A 19195-nucleotide genomic window follows, 5' to 3' on the forward strand; every position below is an offset into this window, starting at 1 on the left:
GGCATGCCGCCGCCACGTCCACTCCGGGAAAGTCCCCGGGCGCTGCCGCCCGGGCGCGCCGATCCGCTTTCAAGAGGAACCGACATGAAGCCTTTGGACAACCTGGTGGTGCTCGACCTGACCCGGGCCATCGCCGGCCCCTACTGCACGCTGTATTTCGCTGACCTGGGCGCCACGGTCATCAAGATCGAGAACCCCAACGACCCGGACTTCATCAGGGACTACACCCCCACCATCGGCCCGGGGAGCGACGGGATGAGCGCCCCCTTCGCCCAGTACAACCGCAACAAGCTGTCGGTGACCCTCGACCTGGGCCGCCCCGAAGCGCAGGACATTTTCCGGGACATGGTCAGGAAGGCCGACATCCTGATCGAGAATTACCGGCCGGGCGTCATGGAGAAATTCGGCCTTCACTACCAGGCGCTGAAGACCCTCAACCCGCGGCTCGTCTACACCGCCATCAGCGGCTACGGCCAGGACGGCCCCTACAGGAAGCGCCCGGCCTACGACAGCTGCGCCCAGGCCCTGAGCGGCCTGTGGTCGTTGAACGGCCCCAAGGACGGTCCCGCGGTGCGGGTCGGCACCATCATCAGCGACCTGGCGGCCGGGCTCAACGCGGTCATCGGCACCCTGGCCGCCCTCCGGGTGGCGCAAGCCACCGGCCAGGGGCAGATGGTCGACGTGGCGCAACTGGACTCGACCCTGGCGTTGACCGGCTACGCCGTGCCCAACTACACCGCCGGCGGCATCCTCGGCGCGCCGCTGGGGGACGAGGACTCCAACGTGCGGCCCTTCGAAAGCTTCGCCACCCGCGATGGCCAGGTGTTCTTCGGCGGCTTCAACGACAAGTTCTTCCACCAGGTCTGCGCGTACTTCGGCGAGCCCGAGCTGGCGCGAGACCCCGAGATAGGGGCCTTCGCCACCCGCAATCTGCCGGAGGTCTACGCCAGGCGGGTCAAGCCGAAGCTGGCGGGCTGGTTCGCCAGCCGCACCACCGCCGAACTGGAAGCGGCGCTGGCCGACCAAGTTCCGCTGGCGCCGATCAAGAACATCGCCGAGGCCCTGGCGGACCCGCAGGTCAAAGTCCGCGAAATGATCGTCACGACCACCTACCCCGAGGGGAGCCTCGACAGCTTCGCCCTGCCCATCAAGTTCAGCGAGACCCCGGCGAATTCCGAGGGGCTGGCGCCCCGCGTGGGGCAGCACAACGACAAGGTCTATCGCGAACTCGTTGGCCTGAGCGGCGAGCGGCTGGCTGCGCTGAAGGACCAGGGCATCCTTTAGGCCATCCGGCCTTCATGAGCGACGAGAGGAAGACCGATGAATTACACCCATATCGCCCGCGTCCAGAAAGACGGTGTCCTGACGGTGACGCTGAATGTCCCGGAAAAGCTCAACTGCATGAATGACGTCATGATCCAGGAGCTGCGGCACCTGCTGCGTGTCGCCGACGCCGACGAGACGGTCGGTGCCCTCGTCATCACCGGCGCCGGGCGAGCCTTTTGCGCCGGCGGCGACATAACCGAGATGATGCGGACGACCCACACCGCCGACACCGCCCAGCGGCACATGGAAGGGTACCACGCGTTCACCCGGGAACTGGTCAACCTGAAGAAACCGGTGATCGCCGCGGTGAACGGCGTGGCGGCGGGCGGCGGGTTCTCCCTGGCCCTGCTGTGCGACCTGGTCATCGCCAGCGAGGACGCGCGCTTCCGCTCGGCCTTCGTCAACATCGCGCTGGTTCCGGATCTGGCCTTGATCTACAACCTCACCCGGATGCTCGGTGCCCAGAAGGTCAAGGAAATCGTCTTCGTCGACAAGCCGATCGACGCGAGCGAAGCCCACCGGCTGGGCTTCGTCAGCCGGGTGGTGCCTCGCCAGGACGTGATCGAAGAAGCCTTCCAGCTCGCCAGATCCCTGGCCGAAGGGCCGAGGATCATGCTGCAGTGCGCCAAGCGGATGATCCACATGGCCGCGGAAAACACCTTCGCCACCATGCTGGAAACGGAAGCGCGCATGCAGGCCGAATGCTTCACCAGCCAAGACCACCTGATCGCGCGCCAGGCGTTCGTCGACAAGGCCAAGCCGACATACATCGGGAAATGAAAGCGCCCTCGGGATAAGGGACCTTCCGGAACACCGGGCGATTCTGCCTCGCAGGCGAATCGCTTCGCGGCGCGGATAGGGCGTACCGCTCAACCGAAGGGCAACACCACCCGCACTTCCAAGCCACCCTGCTTTCGGTTGCGCAGCGTCAGGGCGCCTCCGTGTTCGAGTACCGTTGCCCGGGCCGCGGACAGGCCCAGGCCGACGCCGCCGGTGTTCTTGTTGCGGGAACCCTCGAGGCGGAAGAAGGGTTTGAACACCGCCTCGTGGTGCTCGGGCGCGATGCCCGGACCGCGGTCCAGCACGCGAATTTCCACCCGATCAGGGCCCGTCTTCATCTGAACGCTGGGCGCGTGTCCGTACTTGATGGCGTTTTCCACGAGGTTGATCAGCATGCGCTTGATGCCTATGGGGCGCCCCAGGTAGACGAAGCGACAGGGCCCGGAAAACGGCACCTCGGTGCCCGAATCCTTGAAATCGTCGATGACGGTGTGCAACAGCTCGGCGAGATCGAACGCGGTCGCCGGTTCGAGCCGGGCATCGTCGCGGAAGAACTCCAGGGCAGCGTTGACCATCGCCTGCATCTCGTCGACGTCCCGGAACAGCTTGGATTGCTGCTCGGCGTCGTCGATGAACTCGCCGCGCAGGCGCATGCGCGTCAAGGGCGCGCGCAGGTCGTGGGAGATCGCTGCGAGCATCTGCGTGCGGTCGTTGATGAAGTGCTGCAACTGCGCCTGCATAGCGTTGAACGCGAGGATCGCCTGGCGGATTTCCCGAGGGCCTTCCACCGGGATCGGCGGCGCCCTGAAGTCCGTGCCGAAGCGCCGCGCGCCTTGTGCGAAGCGTTCCAGCGGGCTCGCCAGATGACGGGTCGCGACCAGGGCGACGACGATCGTCGACAGCACGACCAGTGCGATGACGATCAGGTTGCGCGGCAGCTCGTCCAGCCCCCAGCTGCGGGTGACCACCGAGAACATCACCCAGGAGCCGTCGGTCAAGCCGATCAGCAGCGCGTAGCCCTTGCCGTCCGCCTCCTGCGGCCAATCGCTGGGCTGGTAGGCCTCGATCCGGGCGGTGGGGTTCCGCAACTGACGACGCAGGAACTCCGAACCCACGCTGAACTCCGGATCGTCCAGGCGCGGCATCCGCGCATCCTCGTAGTGCTGCAACCATTCGGTGGTGAATGCCGGTTCGCTGGCCGCCCTGGCGATCCCCGGGCGCTGCCCGGGCGCTGCCGAATCGAGGATTCGGGTGATGGTGGCGAGCCTTTCCATCAGCCCGGTTTCCATCAGCGGCGGCCGCGCCCATACGCCCGCCAGCAGGCCGAACAGCCCGTTCAGCGCCAGCGCGGTCACCATCGCCACCATGGTGGTGAGCGCGATCCAACCGGCCACGGTATCGCGGGGCCGATGAAGGCTCTCCAGCACCCTGCGCACCCGGCTCATCGCTTGACCAACACGTCGGGCGTGAACAGGTAGCCCCCGTTGCGGATGGTGCGGATCATCGGCGCGTCGCGGGTGTCCGTCTCCAGCTTGCGCCGCAGGCGGCTGACCTGGACGTCGACGCTGCGATCGAAGGCGTCGTAGGTCTCGCCATGGGCCATGTCGAGCAACTGCTGGCGCGTGAGCACCCGGCGCGGATGCTCGGCGAACACCAACAGCAATTCGAATTCCCCGCCCGACAGCGGGATCATGACTTTTTCCGGCGAACGCAGTTCGCGCCGGGTGACGTCCAGTTGCCAGCCCGCGAACTCCAGGATCGGCCGCGGCCGGTCATTCGAGACACTGCGGATCTCGCCGGTGCGCCTGAGCACCGCGCGCACCCTGGCGAGCAGTTCCCGGGCGTCGAAGGGTTTCGTCAGGTAGTCGTCCGCGCCCAGTTCCAGCCCCACGACCCGGTCGCTCAGTTCGCCCATGGCGGTCAGCATGATCACCGCCACCGCGTGCCGGGCGCGCAGTTGCTGGCAGAGCACCAGGCCACTGTCCCCGGGAAGCATGACGTCGAGGATGACTAGGTCCGGCACGCGACGCTCCACGGCCTGCCAGAGCGTCGGGCCGTCGGTGGCCACATCGACCCGATAGCCATGTTGCTCGAGGAATTTCTTCAAGAGGGCGAGGACTTCGAGGTCATCGTCCACAAGCAATAGGTGGATCACCGGGGGCACGCTGCGAAGTGGTCAGGGGAGCGACCATCTAAAACCATTGGCGGAGGCGCGTCATATATTTCAATCGGGCAACAAAACGACCGGCCCGAAACACAGGGGAAATCTTGAAGCAAAAAAGCCTCGGCAGTATCGCTGGCAGTCCCTACCGAGATCGCCGGCATGCCCAGTCCCACGTTCGTTTCGCCTCGTACCCATCGTCCCGTTTTGATCGGCCTGCTGGCGCTGCTCGCCAGCGGCTGTAGCAGCTCGCCCGTGACGACGGCGACCTCCTGCCACCAGGTCGCCCACTACGCGCCCTACGACCCCGCCGAACCGCTCAACCGGGGTCTCTTCGCGTTCAACCGGACGATCGACGATTACGCCGTGGCGCCGGTCGCCCGCGGTTACCGACACCTGCCGGGTTTCTTCCAGGCCGGGGTGCACAACTTCGTCGCCAACTTCGGCGAACCCAAGGTGTTCATCAACGACGTGCTGCAAGGCAATCCCCGTCGTTCGGTGAATACCGTCGGGCGCTTCCTGCTCAACTCCACGGTCGGGGTCCTTGGCCTGATCGACGTGTCGGGCCGGCTGGGAATGGAACGGCACAAGGCGGACTTCGGGCAGACGTTCGGTGTCTGGAACATCGCCAACGGCCCCATCGTCGAGCTGCCGTTGCTGGGTACGTCCAACCTCAGGGACGCCGCCGGCAAGGTGTTGGGCTTCGCCATAGACCCCTTCGGCGGCAACAGCGACACCCTCGACACCCTGGGTACCCTCGACACCGCCGGAGGCATCGTCGACGGCCGCGCGGAAGCCCTGCCGTTGACCGACGAGCTGCGGAAAGAGCCGGACTACTACCAGGCCTTGCGCAATTCCGTCGCGACGCGGCGCGCCCATTTCGTCGGGGAAGGGAAAGTCGGCGCGCTGGATGCCGCTTCCTGGAATTGCGAGGACCCAGTCGATGGCGGCCGATGAGGTGCTGGTGTTGCACCGCCGCATGAGAAGCCCCCGCCTGGAGTCCTTGCATTGCCGGGCGTTCGAGCTGCGGCTCGCCGAGGACGGGCGCCACCTGATCCTCAGCCGCTACACCGAGCTGTATTGCGAGGACCGATCGGCCTGGGAATCCATCGGCCATCATCGGGTGCCGCTGGTGAGCCTGGTGCGCTGGATGATCGGCCATGGCGCTCAGGAGGATGCCTAGCCCTTGGCGGATTCGGTCAGAGATTACCCACGGCGGTGCCGTATCGGGCTGAAAGTCAGGTTCTGGCGCGACGTCCGAGGGAGCGCAACGGCGGGGGAAACGTTGCCCTCCTCCATCCCGAACCTTGGGCCCTGCAGGGCCCGCAGTGGGCGACCCTTCCGCGCAGGGAAGGGTCGCTGCGATCAGGCGAAGACTTCGTCCAGCAGGTCGTTCATGGCCCGATAGGCGCGACGCGCGACCTTGGGGTTGTACTGCTGCTTGCCGGGATTGTTCGCCTGGGGATCGGTGAACGAATGCACCGCGCCGCCGTAGCTGGTGAGCTGCCAGTCCACCTTGGCCGCGCTCATTTCCCGCTTGAAGGATTCCAGGTGCTCGCGGGGCACCAGCGGATCGTCCGCGCCGTCCAGGGCCAGGACCGCGCCCTTGATGTTGGCGGCATCGGCGGGATTCGGCGAATCGAGGGTCCCGTGGATCGACACCGCCGCCTTCAGCGGTGCGCCATCCCGCGCCAGGTCGAGGGCGCAGCAGCCGCCGAAGCAGAAGCCGAAGGCGGCGAGGCGCGCCTTGTCCAGGACGACTTCGCTTTGCTCGGTCAACGCCTTCAGCGCAGCCTGCATGCGGCGCCGCAACAGAGCGCGATCCTCCTTCAAGGGAGTCATCGCCGCCAGCGCCTGGTCGGCGTTCTGCGGGCGTACCGCCTGGCCATAGAGGTCGGCGATGAGAATGACGTAGCGCTGCCCGGCGAGGGCGCGGGCGATCTCCTCCGCCCCCGCGGTGATGCCCATCCAGTTGGGCGCCATCACCAGGCCGGGACGCGGGTCCCGGACAGCGGGGTCGTAGACCAGCCGGCTTTCATAGGATTGGCCGTCGATGTCGTAGCGCACCGGTGCCACGCGAAGCTCGCTCATGCATGTCCTCCTTCTGAAAAAAAGAAGCCCGCTGGGCGCGGGCTTCGATCTGGCGTCAACTCAAGCTGACAGTTCCACCAACAGCTTGTTCAACCGCTGCACATAGGCGGCAGGGTCCTTCAGGCTGTCGCCGGCGCTCAGGGCGGCCTGGTCGAACAGGATGTGCGACAGGTCGACGAAACGGTCCTCGTCCTGCTCGGCGTCGAGCTTCTCGATCAACGGATGCTGCGGGTTGATCTCGAAGATCGGCTTGGAGTCGGGGACCTTCTGCCCGCTGGCTTCGAGGATCTGGCGCATCTGCAAACCGAGGTCCTGCTCGCCGATGGCGAGGATCGCCGGCGAATCGGTGAGGCGATGGGAGACGCGCACCTCGGCGACCTCTTCGCCCAGCGCGGTCTTCAGGCGCTCGACCAGTCCCTCCTTGGCCTTGGCGACTTCTTCCTGGGCCTTCTTGTCCTCTTCGGAGTCGAGCTTGCCCAAGTCCAGGTCGCCGCGGGCGACGTCGACGAACTGCTTGCCGTCGAAATCGGTGAGATAGCTCATCAGCCACTCATCGATGCGGTCGGTGAGCAGCAGCACTTCGATGCCTTTCTTACGGAAGACTTCCAGGTGCGGGCTGTTCTTGACCTGCGCGTAGGTCTCGCCGGTGAGGTAGTAGATCTTGTCCTGGCCTTCCTTGACACGGCCCAGGTAGTCGGCCAGAGAAACGTTCTGCTCGCCGTCGCTGCCGTGGGTGGACGCGAAGCGCAGCAGGCCGGCGATCTTCTCCTTGTTGGCGAAGTCTTCCGCCGGGCCTTCCTTGAGGACCTGGCCAAAGGCTTTCCAGAACGTCTTGTACTGTTCCGGCTCGTTCTTCGCCAGCTTCTCCAGCATGTCCAGCACGCGCTTGGTCAGCGCCGACTTCATCGAGTCGATCACCGGGTCCTTCTGCAGGATCTCCCGCGATACGTTCAGCGACAGGTCGTTGGAATCGACGACACCCTTGATGAAGCGCAGGTAGAGCGGCAGGAACTCGTCGGCCTGGTCCATGATGAACACGCGCTGCACGTAGAGCTTGAGACCCTTGGGCGCTTCGCGGTGATACAGGTCGAAGGGCGCGCGGCCCGGCACGTAGAGCAGCGAGGTGTATTCCAGCTTGCCTTCGACCTTGTTGTGGCTCCAGCTCAGCGGGTTCTCGAAGTCGTGGGCGACATGCTTGTAGAACTCCTGGTATTCCTCGTCCTTCACGTCGCTGCGCGAGCGGGTCCACAGGGCGCTGGCGCGGTTGACCGTCTCCCATTCGGGTTCCGCCGGCTTGTCCTTCTCCTCGCCGTGGAATTCCTTCGGCAACTCGATCGGCAGCGCGATGTGGTCGGAGTATTTCTTGATGACGTTGCGCAGGCGCCAGCCATCGGCGAACTCTTCTTCGTCGGCCTTCAGGTGCAGGACGATACGCGTGCCGCGCTCGGCTTTTTCGACGGTGGCGACCTCGAAGTCACCCTCGCCCTTGGACGACCAGTGCACGCCCTCGGCGGCCGGCGTACCGGCGCGGCGGCTGTAGACATCCACCTTGTCGGCGACGATGAAGGCCGAGTAGAAGCCCACGCCGAACTGGCCGATCAGGTGGGAATCCTTCTTCTGGTCGCCGGACAGATTCTTCAGGAAATCGGCGGTGCCGGAACGCGCGATGGTGCCCAGGTGGGCGATCACATCCTCGCGGTTCATGCCGATGCCGTTGTCCTCGAGGGTGAGGGTCTTGGCCTCCTTGTCGAAGCTGATGCGAATCTTCAGCTCGGCACCGCCCTCGAGCAGCTCCGGCTTGGCCAGGGCTTCGAAGCGCAGCTTGTCGGCGGCATCCGAGGCGTTGGAAATCAATTCGCGAAGGAAGATTTCCTTGTTCGAATACAGCGAATGGATCATCAGGTGCAGCAGTTGCTTCACTTCTGTCTGGAAGCCCAGGGTTTCTTTTTGAGTTTCCACACTCATGGTCATCGAACTCCACATGGATGGCAGACCGCATTAGCGGCGGATGACATGCAGGTGGGGGCACGGTAGGGGATTTCAAGGGCTGCGGGGCGGATCGCTGCGGCGACCGCCCGGCGCGGAGTCAGGGTTCGAGCAACTCGATCCGCTCGATCTCGTCGGCGGCGAGCACGAAGCTGGCTTCGCCCTGCCCGCTGACGTGGTGCCGGATGACCAGGCGCCCCTCGGCATCGATGCCGGTGAAACGCCCTTCGGCATTGCTGCCGCGCTTGGTCTGCAAACGCATGCTGAGGTTCTGGTAACGGCTCGGGTTGCTCAGCAGGCGATCCAGGGAGAAGCGCAAGCGCCGGTCCACCGGGCGCGTCGGCTCGCTGGCGGGCGTGGCCTGCTCGGCGGTTTCCCTGGGAGGCGGCGCAACCGCCTCCGGCGACTTGGCAGCCGTTTCCGCCAGCGCCGGAAAGCGATCGCCCTGGACCGTCCAGCCGCACCCCGGACGTTTGCTCAGCAGCAACGGCAGGCGCTCCGGCGCGCCTTTGACGCGCGCCTCCACCTGCACCTCCAGCTCGCGGGCGGGCAGACTCAGCGGCGGCAGGTTCGCCAGTTGCACGTCGCGGGTGGCGAATCGCCGTTGCAGGTAGTCCTCGATCACGTAGGCCAGGGTATCGCGGGAATCGTGCTGCGGGTCCACCTTGCCGTCGCGGTAGCGCAGCCGGTCGGTGAAGAGTTCCAGGCGGCCGCTGAGGGTGGTCTTGAACGCGGCCGGCAGCACCAGATGGAAATCCCCGGCCAGCTTATTCGGCACCTGGGGATCGGGGCGCAGGTCAAGGTGCAGGGTGTAGCCACGGTTCAGGCGCCGCGCCTCGGGCAGCTCCTGATCCGGCAGCAGCCAGCTCACTTCCACCTCCGGCAAGGTCCCGCTGTCCTGCGGCAGCACATCCAAGCGCAGCTCGCCACGGGGCTGCGGCCCCAGGCGCAGGCTGACCTCCCGGCGCGCGAAGAAATCCTGGCCTTCGCGCAACGTGAGCACGCCATCGATCAATTCCGCCTGCTGCGGCAGGAAGGGCTGGCCGTTTAACTCGCCCTTCAACTGGATCGCCAATTCCGCCGGCGCGCGCTCGGGCTCGGCCTTGAGCCAGCGCAGGCCGAGGATCGCCTCCAGCCGGGTCGGGTCGTGGCTGGCCAGCATGGTCAGGCCGACCACCAGGGGAATGATGCCGAAGGCCGCGAACAGCACCGGCGGCCGGGCGCTACGCCAATGCCGGAAGACATAGGCCAGGGCGATCGGCGGCAACAGGCTGCCCCATCCCCACAGCAGGCCGGTCCCGAAGGCGCGCATGACCAGCCAGACCAGCCCGGCGAGGATCGACAAGAGGCCGCCGAGAATCAGTAGAGCATCCATCCGGGAAAATTCCTTGTACGTCACCCCGCCAGGCGCAGGGCGATTCTGGACGACGGCCGGATCAGGACTCGTTGACCTTGAAATGCGCACGCGCGGTGGCGATGGGTTCGGTTTGCGTGGTTTGCCAGGCGGTGACCGCGACATTGGCCACGCGGCGACCCTGTCGCCACACCTGGCACTGGGCGAAGGTGTCACGATAATGTCCGGCGCGCAGATAGTCTGTCGAGAAGTCGATGATTTTGGGTAAATGTGGGATTTCCATGAACATCAGCAGGTGCAGCATGGCCGCGTGCTCCATGAAACCGGCGATGACGCCGCCATGCAGCGCCGGCAGGATGGGGTTGCCGATGTTGTCCGGGTTGGCCGGCAGGCGAAACACCACGTCGTCGCCCAATCGCAGGCAATGGATGCCCAGCAGGCGCGCGTAGGGGATTGCCGCCAGCAAGGGCTCGTAGTCGTTGCTGCGGTGAGCCTCGCGGACCATGCGTTCCAGATCGACGGGATTCATGTCGGCGATGCCCCTGCGTCGATGTCGCCGCGTAGCCGGGTATTGCCCTGGATGTCCTTGCCCATGCGCATGAACGTGCTGACGACGTGGGCGATGGGCTCCTGCGGATCGTCCTGATAGGCATAACCGCGGGCGAAGATCACATTCGGCGTGACCCGATAGCATTCGGCGAACCCGAAGATGTCCTTGTCCGGCTCGGCCGGATGCATGTAATCGATACGCAGGTCGAGGGTCGGGCAGATCTCGAATGCCGGCAGCACGCATACCGTCGAGATGCCGCAGGTGGTGTCCATCAGCGAGGTGATGGCGCCGCCGTGGATCACCCGGCTGGCCGGGTCGCCCACCAGGCGCTCGCTGTAGGGCAGGCGCAGGGTCAGGCCGGCGGCGCTCGCCTGGTGCACGCTCAGGCCGAGGAGCTGGCAATGGCGGAGCGCCGAGAGGAATCGCTGGGCGCGCTGGAGGATGGCGTTGTCGCTCATGCGGAGCTTCCCTTGGGGCATCGTCGAAGGCGCATGATACCCGTTGGTCGGAATAGAAAAGGAACTTACTCAGCCCGGCCTCGTTCCAAGAGTGGACATTTGGAAAGTCACCCAGGAGAACCACCATGAAGAAGTCGTTGCCTTATGCCCTCATGCTTGCTGCCACCCTCGGCCTCGCCGCGTGCGACAAAGCCTCGGAAAACAAACAGCAAGATGCCCAGGAGCATGCCAACGATGCTCAAGAACTGCGTAACGATGCGGCCAAAGAGCAGAGCAAAGCGGTGAAAGACACCAACGAAGCCAATCAGAAACGCGCGGAAGAAGCTGCGGACAACAACCAGACTCCGCCGCCGCCCGCCCCGCCGCCGGCACCGCAAACCAACCAGTAAGCCTCGCGCTACCGGTCCGGTCATGAAAAAGCCCGCTTCGGCGGGCTTTTTCATGGGCGGCGTTCGCTCAGATACCGCCCCCCAGCCCGTTACGCAGCGCCGGGCTCAGCATCAACAGCAGGCAGCAGAGCATGCCGACCGCCCACACCAGGCTGCGCTGCCAATGCAGATCGCGAAGGTAGCAGAACAGGTACAGCACCCGCGAAACCACGAAGATCACCGCCAACAGATCGACGAGATAGCCGAACACATGGGCGGAGTGCGCCATGAGCACCCCCGCGGCGAACAGCGGGAAGATCTCGAAGCTGTTCTGGTGCGCGGCATAGGCCCGGGCCCCGAAGCCAGTGAGTTGCGCCTGCTGCGCCCGCGGGTGATGGTTGTCGTATCCCCCCTGCGCGTTCATGGCCTTCGCCACCGGCCATTTCGCCACGTAGATCAATACCGCCGCGATCAATACACACCAGAACGGCACGCTCATTCGACTTTCTCCTTGGGCGGTTCGACCGCCGGGGTTGGGGTATACACCATCACCTGAAGCACCGAGGAATGGAATTCGCGGCGGTACAGCACCAGCACCACGCCAGCGGTCACCAGCATGAAGCACCAGGGATTGAGAAACCAGGCAAGCGTGGCCAGCCCGAAGTAATAGGCGCGCAAGCCCAGGTTGAACTGGTTGGCGGCCATGGAGATCACCCGCGCCGCGCGCTCCGCGAAGGCCTTGCGCTCCAGTTCCGTGACATGCCGCTCGGCGATCATCGGCGCCGAGCCGATCAGGATCGCAGCGAAATTGTACTGGCGCATGCACCAACTGAAGGTGAAGAAGGTGTAGACGAACACCACTGCCAGGCACAGCAACTTCAGTTCCGACATGCCCTTGCTCACCGGGTGCACCAGGGGCAGGTCCGCCAGGACAGACACCGCGCGATCGGTGGAGCCGAGCAGCGTGAGGATGCCGGCCAGGATGATCAGGGTGCTGGAGGCGAAAAACGAGGCATTACGTTCGAGATTGCCGATCACGCTGGCATCGGCGATGCGGTTGTCGCGCAGCAACAGGCGCCGCATCCAGTCCACCCGGTAGAGGTGCAACACCGAAGCCAGGCAGGCGGTGTCGCGACCCCTCCAATTCGCATAGAGCGTGTAGCCGCCCCAGAGCCCGAGGAACCAGACAAACGCCAGCGCATTCAACCATTGGTGGGCATTGAGGGACATGCGGACTCCTTGTTCAGAGGCGCCGATTATGCCAGCGAAGCCGATGAGCGCCCATGAAAAAGCCGCCGGCGACGGGGTCGCGGGCGGCTTCGGCGAACAGCTGGAAAATCAGGCCAGTGCTTCGCTCCGCTTGCCCAGCAAACGGTCGCAGCAGGTCGCCACGGCCAGCATGGCGACGGCGGGCAGCAGCCATGCCAACCCCTCGTCCGCCAACGGCAGGTGCGCGAGCCAGGTCGGCATCCAGGCGTCCAGGCCTGCGGCCTTCAGGCCGTCGAAGATGCCGAAGACCAGCGCCACCAGCATCACCGGGGCGATGATCCGACTCGACGAATGCCACATGCCCCGGCAGAAGCTGAGGGCCACCAGGGCGATGCAGGGCGGGTAGATCGCCGTCAGCACCGGCACCGAGAACTGGATCAGCTTGGTCAGACCAAGGTTGGAGACCAGCAGGGAAAACGCCGCCAGGAGGATCACCAGGGTGCGGTAGGAAAGCGGCAGGCGCTCGCTGAAGTATTCGGCGCAGGCGCAGGTCAGGCCCACCGCGGTCACCAGGCACGCCAGGGAGATCAACACCGCCAGGAAGCCGCTGCCGAGGGCACCGAAGGTATGTTGCACGTAGGCATGCAGCACCGCCGCGCCGTTGCTGGCGCCAGCGGCGATGGAGTAGCTGCCGGCGCCCAGCCGGAACAGGCTGATGTACACCAGCGCCAGGCCGACGCCGGCGATCAGGCCGGCGATGATCGCGTAACGGGTGATCAGGCGCGGCGACTGCACCCCGCGGGAGCGGATCGCATTGACGATGACGATGCCGAACACCAGCGCGCCCAGGGTATCCATGGTCAGGTAACCGTTGATGAATCCCTGGGAAAAGGGCGCGGCCTGGTAGGCCGGCGTCGCGTCGCCGGTTTCGCCGAGCGGCAGCAGGAAGGCGGCGATGCCGAGGATCGACAGGGCGACGATCTTCATCGGCGCCAGCACGCGGCCGACGGTATCCAGCAGGCGCCCGGGATACAGCGACACGCCGAGGACCACGAGGAAGTACACCAGGCTGTAGAGGAACAGCGGCAGCGGACCGTCGCCGGTCAAGGGCGCCAGGCCCACCTCGAAGGATACCGTCGCGGTCCGCGGCGTGGCGAACAGCGGGCCCACCGACAGGTAGCAGACCACCGCGAGCGCGCCACCGGCCAGGCGGCCGATCGGGCTGCTCAGCTCGTCCATGGCGCCGCCCACCTTGGCCAGGGCGATGACGGTGATCACCGGCAGGCCGACCGCGGTGATCAGGAAGCCCAAGGCCGCGATCCAGACGTGAGGACCTGCCTGCAAGCCGACGATGGGGGGGAAGATGATGTTGCCTGCCCCGACGAAGAGGGCGAAGGTCATGAAACCGAGTGCCAGAATGTCCTGGCCTTTCAACACATTCATTTGAGGAAATACCACATGACTGAAACGGAGGTTCGCAGAGGGTTTCCCTGAAGGGGTTGAGGGGGAAACGTCGCCACGCCGGTTAGGCGCGGCCGCCAGGCGCGCCGACGACCGGGTAAGGCGTGGCGCATGGGTGGGCACCTTAATGGAAAGCCTCGGAGCGGGCGACCCATGGTCGGTGCGGCGTCGACCTCCAGATACCGGATGTCGCGAATCCGAACGTTTTATGACGCTTGGGTCGAAGTATTTTTCCTCAGACCTGGAAGTGCTCGATGAGCGATCGCAGCCGCCCTTCCGCCTGGCGGATATCCCCGGCGGCGGTGCGCGTCTGCTCCACGGTGGTGAAGATCCGCCCGCTCACGCCGTTGGCCCGCTCCACCCCGGCGCTCACCTCGTCGGCCACCTTGGCCTGCTCCGCGGCGGCGGCGACGATGCTCTGGATGTGCTCGTCGATGGCGCCCACGGCGGCGGTGATCGCCCGCAACGACTCGCGGGCCTGCTCGGCACTGTCGCTCACCCGCACCACCGCGCCCTGGCTGTCGCCCATCATGTCGATGGCGGACTGGGTGCGCCCTTGCAGGCCCTGGATGATGTCCTGGATTTCCGCGGTGGATTGTTGGGTACGCTGGGCCAGGGAACGCACCTCGTCGGCCACCACGGCGAATCCGCGGCCCTGCTCGCCGGCTCGCGCGGCCTCGATGGCGGCGTTCAACGCCAACAGGTTGGTCTGCTCGGCGATCGCCCGGATCACCTCCAGCACCGAGCCGATCTTGCCGCTGTCGGCGCGCAGCGTATCGATCACACCGGCCAGGCGCGTCACCTTGTCGGTGAGCGTGGCCATCGCCTGGCGGTTCTCTTCCACCCGCGACAAGCCGCCGCCGGCGGCCTCGCGCGCCTGCCGCGCCAGGTCCTCGCCGGTTCCCGCGCCACGGGCGGTCTCCTGGGCGCTGGCGGCCATCTGGGTCATCGCCGAGGCGATCTGCGCGCTTTCGTCGCGCTGCTGCTCGACGTCCCGGTGCGCGGACTCGGCGGAGCCTTGCAGGCGTTCCGCCGCGCGCTCCAGGTGACGGGTGGAATCGGCCACTTCCACCACCGTATGGCGGATCTTCTCGACGAAAGTATTGAAGCTTTCGGCCAGCCGCCCCAGGTCGTCGCGGCTGCGTACCGGCAACCGGCGGGTCAGGTCGCCCTCCCCTTCGGCCATGTCCTGCAGCAGGCGGTTGATTTGCTGGAGGGTGCCCACCAGGGTGCGGCCCACCCCGAAGGCCACCAGCCCGCCGAGCAATACCGCGGCGAAGACCAGGCCCCAGAACAACCGGTTGACCTGGGTGACGGTGGCGTCGGCCGCCCCGGCCGCGCCCTGCATCGAGGTCATGATGCTTTGCTGCAATTGGCTGGCGAGGTCGGCGATCTGCGGATCGATCTGGTCCATCTGCAGCAACGCGGCATTGCGCGCGTCCACCAGCTTCACCGCCTCGGCCGCCGAGGTCCGGTAGCGCTCCAGTTGTTGCAGGGCGCCATTCAGCTTGTCCTTGGTGCTTTGGCTGGAGGTGCGGTCGCGCAGGACGCCCAGGGTGCTCTGCGCGTTGTCCAGTTCGCGCTGGAACGCCTGGGCCTGCTCCGGCTGGTTTTCCTGCAGGTACTGGTAGAAATACTGGTTGCCCAGCAGCAGATGGCGCATGCCGGCGCTGGAATAGAACACCGCGTCCAGGTTGAAGTCCTGCTGGGCGTTTTCCAGGATCGAGGTGAGCACCTTCTCGATTTCCGGCCCATAGCGGTCGAGCTCCTCGCTCACCAGGCGCTGACGCTGTTGGCTGAGGGGCACCAGTTGCTCGCGGAACAAGCGGCCGTACCGGTCGTGCAGGTCCTGCATAGAGGCCAGCAGGCGCTGGCGATCGGGGTGGTGCAGGCGGGTGCGGGTCTGCTCCAGCGCCTCGACGAGACGCTTGTCCAACTCGCCGAACTGTTGCTCCGCCGCCGGTTCGCTGGTCCGCGCATAATGCCGGACGCTGAGCTGCAGCCGGGCCATGCCATCGGCGACCTGCGCGACATGGTCCATGCTCGGGCCCAGGTCCTGGGTCACGACATGCATGCGCCGGGCGATGCTGCCCAGCGAGACGCTGGACACCACGCCCAACACGATCAGCAAGGTGCACAGGGCGAAAGGGACGAGGGCAATCTTGTAGGCGACGCGCAAATCGGAAAACCACTGCATGAAGGGCTTCCTCGGAGGGAATCGGACGGCGAAGTTCACTGTAGTGATTATCGGCGGCGTCGTCTCCTCACTTGAACGGAGCGCCAGAACGAAAAAGGCCACCCGAAGGTGGCCTCTTGCGTGACGCGAAACGCTTTACTTCACGGCCCAACCGGTCAGCTCGGCCAAGGCCTTGCCGATGTCGGCCAGCGAACGCACGGTTTTCACACCGGCGTCCTGCAGGGCGGCGAACTTCTCGTCCGCGGTGCCCTTGCCGCCGGAAATGATCGCACCGGCGTGGCCCATGCGCTTGCCGGGCGGTGCGGTGACGCCGGCGATGTAGGACACCACCGGTTTGGTCACGTGCGCCTTGATGTAGGCCGCGGCTTCTTCCTCGGCGGAACCGCCGATCTCACCGATCATGACGATGGCTTCGGTCTTCGGATCCTCTTGGAACAGCTTGAGGATGTCGATGAAGTTGGAGCCCGGGATCGGGTCGCCGCCGATGCCGACGCAGGTCGACTGGCCGAAGCCGGCGTCGGTGGTCTGCTTCACGGCTTCGTAGGTCAGGGTGCCGGAGCGCGACACGATACCGACCTTGCCCGGCAGGTGGATGTGACCCGGCATGATGCCGATCTTGCACTCGCCGGGAGTGATCACGCCCGGGCAGTTCGGCCCGATCAGGCGCACGCCCAGCTCGTCGCACTTTACCTTGGCTTCCAGCATGTCGATGGTCGGGATGCCTTCGGTGATGCAGACGATCAGCTTGATGCCGCCGAATGCCGCTTCGAGGATGGAATCCTTGCAGAACGGGGCCGGGACGTAGATGACCGAGGCATCGGCGCCGGTCGCGTCGACGGCTTCCTTGACGGTGTTGAACACCGGCAGGCCGAGGTGGGTGGTGCCGCCCTTGCCGGGCGTCACGCCACCGACCATCTGGGTGCCGTAGGCGATCGCCTGTTCGCTGTGGAAGGTACCCTGCGAGCCGGTGAAACCCTGGCAGATGACTTTGGTGTCTTTATTGATCAGGACGCTCATTACTTACCCTCCGCGGCCTTGACGACCTGCTGGGCAGCGTCGGTAAGGCTGGTTGCCGCGATGATGTTCAGACCGCTTTCGGCCAGGACCTTGGCACCCAGCTCGGCATTGTTGCCTTCCAGACGGACCACGACCGGAACCTTCACGCCGACTTCCTTCACTGCGCCGATGATGCCTTCGGCGATCATGTCGCAACGCACGATGCCGCCGAAGATGTTCACCAGAACAGCTTTCACGTTGCTGTCGGACAGGATGATCTTGAACGCTTCGGTCACGCGTTCCTTGGTCGCGCCACCGCCCACGTCGAGGAAGTTGGCCGGCTTGCCGCCGTGCAGGTTGACGATGTCCATGGTGCCCATGGCCAGGCCGGCGCCGTTGACCATGCAGCCGATGTTGCCTTCCAGCGCGACGTAGTTCAGTTCCCACTTCTGCGCGTGGGCTTCACGGGCGTCGTCCTGGGACGGGTCGTGCATGGCGCGCAGCTTGGGCTGACGGTACATAGCGTTGCTGTCGATGTTGATCTTGGCATCCAGGCAGTGCAGGTCGCCGTCCTTCTTGATCACCAGCGGGTTCACTTCCAGCAGGGCCAGGTCGTAGTCCTGGAACAGCTTGGCCAAGCCGACGAAGATATGGGTGAACTGCTTGATCTGGTCGCCTTTCAGGCCCAGCTGGAACGCCAGGTCGCGGCCCTGGTAAGGCTGCGCGCCGACCAGCGGGTCGACAGTGGCCTTGAGGATCTTCTCGGGAGAATCGTGAGCGACTTTCTCGATGTCCACGCCACCTTCGGTGGAGGCCATGAACACGATGCGGCGGCTGGAGCGATCGACCACAGCGCCCAGATACAGCTCTTTATCGATGTCGGTGCAGGATTCCACCAGGATCTTGCTGACCGGCTGACCGCTGGCGTCTGTCTGATAGGTCACCAGACGCTTGCCCAACCAGTTCTGAGCGAAGGCTTTGGCGTCTTCCTTGCTCTTGACCAGCTTCACGCCGCCCGCTTTACCGCGGCCACCGGCGTGCACCTGAGCCTTGACGACCCACTCGTTGCCGCCGATCTTGTCGCAGGCTTCTGCGGCTTCTTCCGGGGTGTCTACGGCATAGCCCTTGGATACGGGCAGGCCGTATTCAGCGAACAGCTGCTTACCCTGATACTCGTGGAGATTCATGCTTATCTACCGTCTTCGTTAGGTATTGCGCATTTCGACGCTGCATGGATGCCGCGCCACCTGTGACTGTCCTTCATGTAACAGTCCGACGGGCGTTCCGCGGTGAGCCCTTCGGCTCACGACGGGCGGCCCGTCGTGGTTCTTTTTATGCGTTAGCGTTTCTTGCGATTGGCGATGTGGATGGCCTGGCCATTCACCGCCAATGCCGCCTCGTGCAAGGCTTCGGAAAGCGTCGGGTGCGAGAAGACCATCATGCCGAGGTCTTCGGCGCTGGTGCCGAACTCCATGGCGATGGCGCCCTGCTGGACCAGTTCGGCCGCGCTCGGGCCGATCACATGGACGCCCAGCACGCGGTCGGTCTTCGCATCGGCGATGACCTTGACCAGGCCGGCGGTGTCGTTGGCGGCCATGGCGCGGCCGCTGGCGGCGAACGGGAAGGTGCCGACGTTGACTTCGACGCCCTCGGCCTTCAGCGCCTGCTCGGTCTTGCCGACCCAGGCCACTTCCGGGTGGGTGTAGATCACTGCGGGGATCAGGTCGTAGTTCATTTGCGCCTTGTGCCCGGCGATCCGCTCGGCCACCACAACGCCCTCTTCCGACGCCTTGTGCGCCAGCATCAGGCCACGTACCACGTCACCGATGGCGTAGACGCCCGGCACGCTGGTCTCGCAATGGTCATCGACGAAGATGTAGCCACGCTCGTCGAGGTTCACGCCGCTGTCGGACGCCAGCAGGTCGGTAGTAACCGGACGGCGGCCGACGGCCACGATCAGCTTGTCGAAGGTTTCCTTCTGCTCGCCGTTGGCGTCGGTGAAGTTGACGGTGACTTGGTCGCCCTGCACTTCGGAGCCGGTGACGCGCGCGCCCAGGCGGATTTTCAGGCCCTGCTTGGTGAGGATCTTCAAGGCTTCCTTGGCGATCTGCTCGTCGGCCGCGGGGAGGAATTTCTCCAGCGCTTCGAGCACGGTCACTTCGGCACCCAGGCGGGCCCATACGGAGCCCAGCTCGAGGCCGATCACGCCGGCACCGATCACGCCCAGGCGTTTCGGCACGGCCTGGAATTCCAGCGCG

At 65.3% G+C, this 19195-nt stretch carries 19 protein-coding genes; 5 read left to right on the top strand and 14 right to left on the bottom strand.

From position 1 onward, the window contains the following. The first annotated feature begins 84 nt into the window (after positions 1-84). Positions 85-1284 carry a CoA transferase gene (locus OGL92_RS09045; RefSeq protein WP_263142918.1) on the top strand — a complete coding sequence of 400 codons (1200 nt, stop codon included), beginning with the start codon at positions 85-87 and terminating at the stop codon, positions 1282-1284. Between the two features lie 36 nt (positions 1285-1320). Next, positions 1321-2106 carry an enoyl-CoA hydratase-related protein gene (locus tag OGL92_RS09050; RefSeq protein WP_263142921.1) on the top strand — a complete coding sequence of 262 codons (786 nt, stop codon included), beginning with the start codon at positions 1321-1323 and terminating at the stop codon, positions 2104-2106. An 89-nt stretch (positions 2107-2195) separates the two neighbouring features. Here the strand turns inward: OGL92_RS09050 and OGL92_RS09055 are convergent, their stop codons facing one another. Then, the gene (locus OGL92_RS09055) at positions 2196-3551 is read right to left on the bottom strand and encodes an ATP-binding protein (protein WP_263142924.1); all 1356 of its coding nucleotides are present in this window, start codon (positions 3549-3551) and stop codon (positions 2196-2198) included. Continuing rightward, the gene (locus OGL92_RS09060; RefSeq protein ID WP_263142926.1) at positions 3548-4261 is read right to left on the bottom strand and encodes a response regulator transcription factor; all 714 of its coding nucleotides are present in this window, start codon (positions 4259-4261) and stop codon (positions 3548-3550) included. The genes OGL92_RS09055 and OGL92_RS09060 overlap by 4 nt, the downstream gene beginning before the upstream one ends. Before the next feature lie 168 nt (positions 4262-4429). Here OGL92_RS09060 and OGL92_RS09065 point away from each other — a divergent pair, with 168 nt between their 5' ends. Next, positions 4430-5224, top strand: coding sequence for a VacJ family lipoprotein (locus OGL92_RS09065; RefSeq protein ID WP_263142929.1), 795 nt, complete (start codon positions 4430-4432; stop codon positions 5222-5224). Continuing rightward, entirely contained in the window at positions 5211-5450 is a 240-nt protein-coding gene (locus tag OGL92_RS09070; protein WP_263142931.1) for a hypothetical protein, read from the top strand. The genes OGL92_RS09065 and OGL92_RS09070 overlap by 14 nt, the downstream gene beginning before the upstream one ends. Positions 5451-5632: 182 nt before the next feature. Here the strand turns inward: OGL92_RS09070 and OGL92_RS09075 are convergent, their stop codons facing one another. The 5 genes from OGL92_RS09075 to OGL92_RS09095 all read right to left on the bottom strand — a co-directional run bounded on the left by OGL92_RS09075 (position 5633) and on the right by OGL92_RS09095 (position 10706). Continuing rightward, entirely contained in the window at positions 5633-6358 is a 726-nt protein-coding gene (locus OGL92_RS09075) for a dienelactone hydrolase family protein (RefSeq protein ID WP_263142933.1), read from the bottom strand. 60 nt (positions 6359-6418) lie between these two features. Continuing rightward, on the bottom strand, positions 6419-8323 hold the full coding sequence (htpG, locus tag OGL92_RS09080) for a molecular chaperone HtpG (protein ID WP_263142935.1): 1905 nt from the start codon (positions 8321-8323) through the stop codon (positions 6419-6421). Positions 8324-8444: 121 nt separating this feature from the next. Further along, entirely contained in the window at positions 8445-9719 is a 1275-nt protein-coding gene (locus OGL92_RS09085; RefSeq protein WP_263142936.1) for an MFS transporter, read from the bottom strand. Between the two features lie 61 nt (positions 9720-9780). Then, a complete protein-coding gene (locus tag OGL92_RS09090) occupies positions 9781-10227 on the bottom strand; it encodes a PaaI family thioesterase (protein WP_263142938.1) in 447 nt (148 codons plus the stop codon). Then, positions 10224-10706, bottom strand: a complete 483-nt coding sequence (locus tag OGL92_RS09095; RefSeq protein ID WP_263142939.1) for a PaaI family thioesterase — start codon at positions 10704-10706, stop codon at positions 10224-10226. The genes OGL92_RS09090 and OGL92_RS09095 overlap by 4 nt, the downstream gene beginning before the upstream one ends. A 125-nt stretch (positions 10707-10831) precedes the next feature. On the opposite strand from OGL92_RS09095, the gene OGL92_RS09100 reads away from it, so the two are divergent. Then, entirely contained in the window at positions 10832-11095 is a 264-nt protein-coding gene (locus tag OGL92_RS09100) for a hypothetical protein (protein WP_263142941.1), read from the top strand. Between the two features lie 67 nt (positions 11096-11162). On the opposite strand, the gene OGL92_RS09105 is transcribed toward OGL92_RS09100, so the two are convergent. The 7 genes from OGL92_RS09105 to OGL92_RS09135 form a co-directional block, all read right to left on the bottom strand. Beyond that, complete coding sequence (locus OGL92_RS09105) at positions 11163-11573, bottom strand: MAPEG family protein (protein ID WP_263142943.1); 411 nt, start codon at positions 11571-11573, stop codon at positions 11163-11165. Then, positions 11570-12304 (bottom strand): DUF599 family protein, encoded by a 735-nt coding sequence (locus OGL92_RS09110; protein ID WP_263142946.1) that lies wholly within the window; start codon positions 12302-12304, stop codon positions 11570-11572. Before OGL92_RS09110 ends, OGL92_RS09105 begins: the two co-directional genes overlap by 4 nt. Before the next feature lie 108 nt (positions 12305-12412). Beyond that, positions 12413-13726: a branched-chain amino acid transport system II carrier protein gene (gene brnQ, locus OGL92_RS09115; RefSeq protein WP_263142948.1), complete on the bottom strand. Its 1314-nt coding sequence runs from the start codon at positions 13724-13726 to the stop codon at positions 12413-12415. 253 nt (positions 13727-13979) lie between these two features. Further along, positions 13980-15941, bottom strand: a complete 1962-nt coding sequence (locus OGL92_RS09120; RefSeq protein ID WP_263142951.1) for a methyl-accepting chemotaxis protein — start codon at positions 15939-15941, stop codon at positions 13980-13982. A gap of 135 nt (positions 15942-16076) precedes the next feature. Further along, entirely contained in the window at positions 16077-16958 is an 882-nt protein-coding gene (sucD, locus tag OGL92_RS09125) for a succinate--CoA ligase subunit alpha (RefSeq protein WP_263142953.1), read from the bottom strand. Next, positions 16958-18124 carry an ADP-forming succinate--CoA ligase subunit beta gene (gene sucC / locus OGL92_RS09130; RefSeq protein ID WP_263142955.1) on the bottom strand — a complete coding sequence of 389 codons (1167 nt, stop codon included), beginning with the start codon at positions 18122-18124 and terminating at the stop codon, positions 16958-16960. Before sucC ends, sucD begins: the two co-directional genes overlap by 1 nt. 152 nt (positions 18125-18276) lie before the next feature. Further along, positions 18277-19195: FAD-dependent oxidoreductase (locus OGL92_RS09135; protein ID WP_263142956.1), on the bottom strand; the 919-nt coding region annotated here is incomplete at its 5' end.

Source organism: Pseudomonas sp. RIT-PI-AD (assembly GCF_025642785.1).
Lineage (GTDB): Bacteria > Pseudomonadota > Gammaproteobacteria > Pseudomonadales > Pseudomonadaceae > Pseudomonas_T.

Coding starts and splice junctions, on each gene's coding strand:
- OGL92_RS09065 (WP_263142929.1), top strand. CDS start 4,430: ATGCCCAGTCCCACGTTCGTTTCGCCTCGTACCCATCGTCCCGTTTTG.
- sucD (WP_263142953.1), bottom strand. CDS start 16,958: ATGAGCGTCCTGATCAATAAAGACACCAAAGTCATCTGCCAGGGTTTC.
- OGL92_RS09070 (WP_263142931.1), top strand. CDS start 5,211: ATGGCGGCCGATGAGGTGCTGGTGTTGCACCGCCGCATGAGAAGCCCC.
- OGL92_RS09085 (WP_263142936.1), bottom strand. CDS start 9,719: ATGGATGCTCTACTGATTCTCGGCGGCCTCTTGTCGATCCTCGCCGGG.
- OGL92_RS09095 (WP_263142939.1), bottom strand. CDS start 10,706: ATGAGCGACAACGCCATCCTCCAGCGCGCCCAGCGATTCCTCTCGGCG.
- brnQ (WP_263142948.1), bottom strand. CDS start 13,726: ATGAATGTGTTGAAAGGCCAGGACATTCTGGCACTCGGTTTCATGACC.
- OGL92_RS09100 (WP_263142941.1), top strand. CDS start 10,832: ATGAAGAAGTCGTTGCCTTATGCCCTCATGCTTGCTGCCACCCTCGGC.
- sucC (WP_263142955.1), bottom strand. CDS start 18,124: ATGAATCTCCACGAGTATCAGGGTAAGCAGCTGTTCGCTGAATACGGC.
- OGL92_RS09050 (WP_263142921.1), top strand. CDS start 1,321: ATGAATTACACCCATATCGCCCGCGTCCAGAAAGACGGTGTCCTGACG.
- htpG (WP_263142935.1), bottom strand. CDS start 8,323: ATGAGTGTGGAAACTCAAAAAGAAACCCTGGGCTTCCAGACAGAAGTG.
- OGL92_RS09105 (WP_263142943.1), bottom strand. CDS start 11,573: ATGAGCGTGCCGTTCTGGTGTGTATTGATCGCGGCGGTATTGATCTAC.
- OGL92_RS09045 (WP_263142918.1), top strand. CDS start 85: ATGAAGCCTTTGGACAACCTGGTGGTGCTCGACCTGACCCGGGCCATC.
- OGL92_RS09055 (WP_263142924.1), bottom strand. CDS start 3,551: ATGAGCCGGGTGCGCAGGGTGCTGGAGAGCCTTCATCGGCCCCGCGAT.
- OGL92_RS09110 (WP_263142946.1), bottom strand. CDS start 12,304: ATGTCCCTCAATGCCCACCAATGGTTGAATGCGCTGGCGTTTGTCTGG.
- OGL92_RS09120 (WP_263142951.1), bottom strand. CDS start 15,941: ATGCAGTGGTTTTCCGATTTGCGCGTCGCCTACAAGATTGCCCTCGTC.
- OGL92_RS09090 (WP_263142938.1), bottom strand. CDS start 10,227: ATGAATCCCGTCGATCTGGAACGCATGGTCCGCGAGGCTCACCGCAGC.
- OGL92_RS09075 (WP_263142933.1), bottom strand. CDS start 6,358: ATGAGCGAGCTTCGCGTGGCACCGGTGCGCTACGACATCGACGGCCAA.